Source organism: Vibrio sp. ZF57, assembly GCF_001691235.1.
In the GTDB taxonomy this organism is placed as follows: domain Bacteria; phylum Pseudomonadota; class Gammaproteobacteria; order Enterobacterales; family Vibrionaceae; genus Vibrio; species Vibrio crassostreae_C.
The window spans coordinates 77,090-84,686 of sequence record NZ_MAKD01000051.1; the positions used below are offsets into that span (position 1 = coordinate 77,090).

Sequence of the window (7,597 nt, forward strand, 5' to 3'; positions counted from 1 at the left end):
GATGCTTCCCTTTTTCGTTTTTCTTTCTCTCTTTTCTTTAGCCAATGATCGATTGAGAACAGTTGGTACTTCGCTAATGAAAATCCCGAGATTTGGTTTTCAAGCCAACAATTTCATCGGTAATATCGATAAGTTTTCCCGCGATAACATGCACGACTTCACCTTCTTTTTCTAATATCCCTTGTACTTTTAACGCCTTGGCTGTGAGATAAGCTTGCTGTTGAGCGCGTGCGGTTGCTCCCCATACCACGACATTAATATTGCCAGTGCTATCTTCCAGCGTAACAAAGGTGACACCTGCCGCGGTGCCGGGAGATTGTTTACCTGTGACTAATCCGACAACGGTGACCATAGATTTGTGTCTTTGCTGTATTAAATCTTTCATGTGTGTGAATCGACCTAATCGTCCTGCTTCTTCGAGCAAAGTGATGGGGTGCTTGTTCAATGAAATTCCGACACTGGTGAAGTCTTCGAGTAGATCTTGCATCTCATTGGGCTTGTGCAGTACATGTTCGTCATGTCCTGCCTCAGCATCGTCATAGGCTTGGCTAAACAGAGGTAAATCCGACGCCGAGTCCATGATCGCCCAGCGAGTCTGGAAGCGGTCTCCAGAAACGTTATGTAGCGCATTGGCCGATGCCAGTAGCTCGATATCTTTCTTATTCATCGATAACTGTTTCACCTGACTAGGGTGGCGATAACCGGATGGTGGACGATTGGCGAGCACGCTTTGAATTCCATGCTCGCTGAATCCTTTGATTTGTCGCAGCCCTAAGCGAATCGCTAGACCATTCTGATGAGGGGCAACCGTGTGGTCGTTTTGAGAAGCGTTCACACATACCGGAAGTATCACCACATTGTGTCGTTGTGCGTCTTGTACCAACTGTGAAGGGCTATAAAACCCCATCGGTTGGCTATTCAACAGAGAAGCGTAGAAGCACTCTGGGTAGTAGCATTTCAACCAAGCGGAGCAATACGCTAACACCGCAAACGAAGCCGAGTGGCTTTCAGGAAAACCGTACTCGCCAAAGCCGCATATCTGTTTAAAGATCTGCTCAGCAAACTCTGTCTCATAGCTGCGCTTTTGCATTCCTTCGATGAGTTTGTTTTTAAACTTAAAGACGTTGCCATTTTTCTTCCAAGCGGCCATTGCCCGTCTGAGTTGATCTGCTTCTCCGCCTGTGAACCCTGCAGCGACCATCGCGAGTTTGATCACTTGCTCTTGGAATATCGGTACACCTAAGGTGCGCGACAGTACTGATTCCACGTCTTTAGATGGATAACTGATTGGCTCAATGCCATCTCGACGCTTGAGAAACGGATGCACCATATCACCCTGAATAGGGCCTGGGCGTACGATAGCGATTTGAATCACCAAGTCGTAATAAGTCTTCGGTTTAAGCCTTGGCAGCATGCTCATTTGTGCGCGTGACTCAATTTGGAATATCCCGACTGTGTCTGCTCGCTGAATCATGCCGTAAACCTGAGGATCGTCCTTAAGGCGAGTGATCTCAGCAATGGTCAGTGATCGCCCGTGAATACGTTTGATCAGGTCGAAACATTTACGAATCGCAGAGAGCATACCCAACGCGAGCACATCAACTTTCAGCAAGCCTAAGGTTTCTAGATCATCCTTATCCCATTGGATAATGGTTCGATCGTGCATCGCTGCATTTTCGACGGGAACCAGCTCATACAAAGGCCCTGAGGATATGACAAAGCCACCGACATGTTGAGATAAGTGACGTGGGAAGCCGATAATCTCATTAACCAAGTGGATAAACTGCTGCCCCTTCAAAGAATCAGGTTGTAGCCCTAATTGAGTGAGCTGAGCCTGCCAACCTAAGCTTTTGTCCCTGCGATTGGTGTTCTTGATGAAGTAGTCGAGCTGAGTTTCTTGTAGCCCTAATGCTTTCCCCACATCTCTCACCGCACTTTTGAAGCGATAAGAGATGACAGTTGCAGCAAGTGCAGCCCGTTCTCTACCGTATTTTTTATAGATGTATTGGATGACTTCTTCACGACGTTCGTGTTCAAAATCGACATCAATATCAGGCGGCTCATCGCGCTCTTTACTGATGAAACGCTCAAACAGCACCGAGATCTGTCTTGGGTCGACAGAGGTGATTTCTAAGCAGTAACAGACCACGGAATTGGCCGCTGAACCTCGACCTTGGTAAAGAATGCCTTGGCTTTTGGCAAACATCACGATGTCATGAATGGTGAGAAAAAAGAAAGGGTAGTCAAGCTCGTCAATTAATCCCAATTCTTTATCTATGATTTGTTGGATGTCGTTAGGTACACCTTGTGGGAAGCGAGTCTGTTTTCCTTTTTCGACCAACATGCGCAGATAACTCATGGGTGTCTCCCCTTGAGGAATCAGCTCACTGGGATATTCGTATCGCAAGCTATTTAAATCAAATTCACACAGCTCAGCGATACGGTTGCTCTCTTCTAGCCATTCCGCTTTGAAGATATGAGAGAGCTTATTGATACTCCGTAAACAGCGCTCGGCATTAGCGAGTAAGTGACTGCCCACTTCGGTAATGGGCTTTTGGTACTTTATCGCAGTGAGTGAGTGCTGCAAGGGTAAGCGATTCGCATTGTGCATCAACACACCACCACAAGCTGTAATCGGCAGTTGGTGATGTTGTGACAGCTCAACGCAGTAATCTGTGTACTGCTGGTCGGTTTGCTTTAGGTGTCTTTGTAAGCCGATCCAAAGCCGACCTGAATGGTGCTGGGAGAGCCATTCCCCCCAATGCGCGTCTTCATTTTTCTGTTGAGGAAGCCAAAGAATAAAGCAGTGCTTAGCCGACATGATATCCCACTCAGAGAGCTGATAATGTCCCTTACTGCTACGACGTCTCGCGTTGGTAATTATACGGCACAGCTCGGCGTAGGCTTGTCTGTTTGGGCATATCAAGATCACTTGGCACTCTTCATTTAACCAAAACATGCTCCCGACAATTTGCTTGAGTGACAGTTTATGTTGCTTGATTGCAGAGTGAACCTTAACGATGCCCGCGACTGAGCACTCATCAGTAACCGCGAGTGCTTTGTAACGTAAGAAGTCGGCCTGTAAAACAAGCTCTTCCGCATGCGAAGCTCCCTCTAGAAAGGAGTAATTACTTTGACAGAAAAGCTCTGAGTATTGCTGAGACATAACGTAATCTCACTTAACCATTGCGAGTGAACATGATTGAAAAGGGACGCTGAAATTGAATAAGTAGAACGGAGGAGCTAACAAAGTTTCTTGCTGACTTACGTTCTTACCGACTAGCTAAATAAGCCGTGCAAAAACCACTGTTTATCTGGCGTTCTAAATATCCAGAGCCACCGACCGTTTTCGCTGTGAGCAATAAAGTAGTCACGAATGACCTTCTCTCCGTCCCACCAGCCAGACACAATGCGCTCTGGGCCTTGAGATAAGGTGACGCTTTCGGTTAAGGCTTCGGGCTCTGGCAGTAAAATACTGGGCCTGAGCCGCTGTTGAACGACGCTGAGAGCTATGGTTTGTGGGGGTGTTTGCCTTTTTGTCACAGACTTACTCAGTGTTGGGAGCGAATACTGATTGGCCTTTTCTGGCCTTGGGTCGTGCTGTATTTTTGGTGTTTGAATACAGGCTTGTCCAAGCTTTGCTTGCAGTAGTGAGAGCAAATCTAACGCGGCAAGTGTTCCGGTATTACCATCAAAAAGATCATGGTAGGCCATTTGGGGTTCTCCATGACAAACCAAGCTGAGGGTCAGTCCTTGAACCGGTGCGGTGAGCTTGAGTGACTCTAAGGTGAGATGAGTAAGGTTCGCCCATTTTTCAGCAAGGTAATCACCTTGTGCCGAATAAAAAGAGACAGGGTGATCGTCTTTATCTCTTAGGTGTAAAGTCAGAGTTAACTCGAAAGCCACTCGATCGCGTAGCTTCAAAAAACATTCGAGTTGATTCAGTAATTTCAGCAACGGCTTTTCGATAAATAGGATGTTTTCAATATCAAACAATAGCTCCAAATATTGCTGGAAATTCTCTGGTGGATGATAGAAATCAATCGGGTGCTTGAACTGGCCGTTAAGGCGACCGACATAATTCACCAAGTCGATATCAAAGCGGCGTGCGACCTCTTGCAAAGGCAGCTTTAATAAGTCTTCAACGGTATTGATACCGACACGGTTCAGGCGTTCCACTTGCTTGGTCGGTAGCTCACTGGAAATTAATGCTTGTTGATTGACCCAAGTTTTCATCTGCTCAATATTGTTTGTTGCTTGGTTGATCGCTTGCTTACCCAAAAGGATCGCAGAAAGCGGCGAATAACCCGTAGCGAAGCTGAACTGGATATTGAGCGTTTCTAAGTGGCTTTTGAGCTCATGCCAGTAGTTATCTAGCCCGTCGTAAAGTGACAGCATGTTAGAGGCTTTAATCAACAAACCATTAGGTGGCAATAACGCCATGTCGGAAGTGACCAGATACGCCCATTGAGCGATCTCTTTAAGCTTACTTTTCTCCAGTTCAATACTGTAAGGGTGGACGTGTAAGTTGTGGCACAAAGCTGCTGCAGACCCTAAGCCCATACCAAGCGAAATTCCCGATTGCAGCGCAGCTGGGTTTGCTTGCAGTACATGGTGATCTTTTTCATCCACGATGATAATAGGTTGTTCGCGTGAGTCTTCGCTCGAACCCAATTCATTAGAGTTAAACAAGGTATCCAACTGCAGAGATGGAAAGTGCAGATAAAGCCACAACATACGTTAGCCTTGCTTCGCAATAGGAAAAGCCAGCACAGTGTTACCAGACAAAGCGCGGTCTGAATTGTCTTCATAAACGACTTTCTCTGTGAGTAACGGCCAGTAGTGTGTCATGTCTAGAATAAAGCTGCCATACGACCAGCTGCCTTTTCTCTTAGTCACTTCAACCTTTAATCCCTGCGCGTGAGAAGAGAGTTTCATGCTTAAGGAAACGGGCAGGGATAATTGATTATGGCTGGTGGCTTTAAAGTGAAACTGCAGGCACTTACCGGTTTCACTGGCTGCTTGTAGGCGCTTTGTTTGGTGTATTTCTAGATCGGCTCCCCATAGCAATACAGAGTGACAAGCGCCGCTTTTGAGGCACTGCTCAGCTGCCCACAACGCATCGAGATCGCGTTGAGGCTGGATAACGAGAATGTTTTCTAATTCAATGCCTTGGCTGTTAAAAAACTCAGCACAGATCTTCCCTGGCGGGTTAATGAATATGGCCAGTTTTTGCGAGTTTTGTTGAGATAAATAGGGCGTCAGTAGGCGAAGCTCGCCGATCCCTTGTTGTGATTCAACTTCAATAACGCCGTGCGTCGGGAAGCCGCCATCAAGCTGTTTATCCAGTTGAGGATAGCCTGTTGAAGTGGTGCTTCCTTGCGTTGTTGATTGTAACCCTTTCCAGATTAGCTGGCGGTCTTGTAAGTTTTTTATTAGTTCATGCATAATTAAATACCTGTATATTTATACAGTATATTTAACAATGGAAAAGATGCAAAGAGAAATGATGAAAATTAGCGGCAGTAATAGTTGATTGATTTAGATACAAAAAAAGCCGCTATGGAAGCGACTTTTTACTATTGGTCAATGATATCAGTTACTTAGGTTGAACATCGATACATTGGCCATTAATGTCTGTCACACTTGGGTTCATTAAGTGTAGGTACAGTGGGATGATGTCGAGTGGCGTTTTCAGCTTGTTCGCATCTTCACCTGGGTACGCTTTTGCACGCATACGTGTTTGAGTACCACCTGGGTTGATCGCATTAACACGGATGTTTGTGTCTTCAAGCTCATCCGCTAAGATCTGCATCATCCCTTCGGTAGCAAACTTAGAAATCGCGTAAGTGCCCCAGAATGCACGGCCAGAGTGACCAACGGTAGAAGAGGTGAATACGATACGACCTGCTTCTGCTTTTTTAAGTGCAGGTAGCAGAGCTTGAGTCATCAAGAACTCAGACTTCACATTGATCTGCATAACATCATCAAAGGTTTCTTCATCAATCTGCTCAAACGGGCTCAGAGTGCCAAGAACGCCAGCATTATGAAGTAGGCCGTCTAAACGACCGAACTGTGATTGAATGGTTTCAGCCATATCAACGTAGTTCTGCTTTGTCGCACCTTTTAAATCCAATGGGATAATTGCAGGCTGCGGGTAACCAGCGCTTTCGATTTCATCGTAAATGAATTCTAGGTTTTTAACATTGCGGCCTAACAGAATGACAGTTGCGCCATGTTGAGCGAAGCTTAGTGCAGCTTGGCGACCAATGCCAGCACCGGCACCTGTAACCAAAATTACTTTATCTTTGAGGGCATCTGTAGAGATTGGGTAATCCACTGTGCTTATCCTTCTTTCTTTTATTATGTTCGTCATTCCATTGATGTTTAATCACACAGATAACCGCAGGAATGATGAGAAATTCTTGGTAATCGTGACAAGATGGTTACAATACACTAATTCATACAATAGGGGATATGACATTGGAATTTTTGTTGGACTACGGCTTGTTTTTAGCCAAGATTGCGACCGTTGTAATCGCCATCATTGCAATTTTAGTCATTGCTAAATCTGTGGGTGGAAAATCAAGCGCGATTAAAGGTGAGCTGGAAATCACGAACCTATCTGAACACCATAAACAGACGATTGAACAATTAGAGCACCATCTACACGATGATGCTTTCATCAAAGCCCGTGATAAAGCAGAAAAGAAAGCGGAAAAAGAGAAAGTAAAATCACGCGGTAAAGAAGTGAAGAAAGCAGCGAAAGAGGGTGAGCTTGATAGCAAGCGTGAACCACATCTATTCGTTCTTGATTTTAACGGCAGCATTGATGCGAAAGAAGTGGCTTCATTGCGTGAAGAGGTAACGGCGGTTCTGGCTGTGGCTCGTGAAGGCGATGAAGTCTTACTTAAGCTTGAATCTGGCGGTGGCATGGTTCATGGCTATGGTCTGGCGTCTTCTCAACTTGATCGTATCAAAGCGGCTGGCCTGCCTTTGATTATCTCGGTAGACAAAGTAGCAGCAAGCGGTGGTTACATGATGGCATGTATCGCAGACAAAATCGTATCAGCACCTTTTGCTATCGTTGGTTCTATTGGCGTGATTGCTCAACTACCAAACTTCAATAAACTGCTTAAAAAGCACGACATTGAGTTTGAACAGCTAACTGCGGGTGAGTACAAGCGCACACTGACTATGTTTGGTGAGAACAGCGATAAAGCACGTGAGAAGTTCAAAGAAGAGCTAGAAGAGACACACGGCTTATTCAAAGACTTCATTCGTGACCATCGTCCAGCGCTAGACCTTGATAAGGTTGCAACGGGTGAGCACTGGTTTGGTACACAAGCACATGAACTTGGGCTGGTGGATGAGATCCGTACTTCTGATGACTTAGTTGTTGAAGCATGCAAAGACAAGACGGTTCTAGCGATTCACTATGTACAGAAGAAAAAGCTGTCAGACAAGCTAGCTGGCGTGGCAGGTAAATCTGCAGACAGCGTGCTGATGAAGCTGATTGAACGCGGTCAAAAGCCGATTGTTTAAGCTTATTTAGTTCGAGCCTTAAAAAGAAAGCGCATAAGTCATCAGACTTATG

General features: G+C 45.6%; 5 protein-coding genes. 1 reads left to right on the forward strand and 4 read right to left on the reverse strand.

Annotation, left to right across the window (positions count from 1 at the left end):
- Positions 1 to 73: 73 nt before the first annotated feature.
- From A6D97_RS05655 to A6D97_RS05670, 4 genes are all read right to left on the reverse strand, one after another.
- Positions 74 to 3,166 carry an error-prone DNA polymerase gene (locus A6D97_RS05655; protein WP_065583978.1) on the reverse strand — a complete coding sequence of 1,031 codons (3,093 nt, stop codon included), beginning with the start codon at positions 3,164 to 3,166 and terminating at the stop codon, positions 74 to 76.
- Positions 3,167 to 3,279: 113 nt separating this feature from the next.
- Positions 3,280 to 4,737: a DNA polymerase Y family protein gene (locus A6D97_RS05660; protein WP_065583979.1), complete on the reverse strand. Its 1,458-nt coding sequence runs from the start codon at positions 4,735 to 4,737 to the stop codon at positions 3,280 to 3,282.
- Between the two features lie 3 nt (positions 4,738 to 4,740).
- Positions 4,741 to 5,448, reverse strand: coding sequence for a translesion DNA synthesis-associated protein ImuA (gene imuA / locus A6D97_RS05665; protein WP_017063488.1), 708 nt, complete (start codon positions 5,446 to 5,448; stop codon positions 4,741 to 4,743).
- Between the two features lie 151 nt (positions 5,449 to 5,599).
- Complete coding sequence (locus tag A6D97_RS05670; RefSeq protein ID WP_065583980.1) at positions 5,600 to 6,340, reverse strand: YciK family oxidoreductase; 741 nt, start codon at positions 6,338 to 6,340, stop codon at positions 5,600 to 5,602.
- A 137-nt stretch (positions 6,341 to 6,477) separates the two neighbouring features.
- Between A6D97_RS05670 and sohB the strand changes: the two genes are divergently transcribed.
- Positions 6,478 to 7,545, forward strand: coding sequence for a protease SohB (gene sohB / locus A6D97_RS05675; RefSeq protein WP_065583981.1), 1,068 nt, complete (start codon positions 6,478 to 6,480; stop codon positions 7,543 to 7,545).
- The last annotated feature ends 52 nt before the right edge of the window (positions 7,546 to 7,597 follow it).

Coding starts and splice junctions, on each gene's coding strand:
- A6D97_RS05655 (WP_065583978.1), bottom strand. CDS start 3,166: ATGTCTCAGCAATACTCAGAGCTTTTCTGTCAAAGTAATTACTCCTTT.
- A6D97_RS05660 (WP_065583979.1), bottom strand. CDS start 4,737: ATGTTGTGGCTTTATCTGCACTTTCCATCTCTGCAGTTGGATACCTTG.
- imuA (WP_017063488.1), bottom strand. CDS start 5,448: ATGCATGAACTAATAAAAAACTTACAAGACCGCCAGCTAATCTGGAAA.
- sohB (WP_065583981.1), top strand. CDS start 6,478: ATGACATTGGAATTTTTGTTGGACTACGGCTTGTTTTTAGCCAAGATT.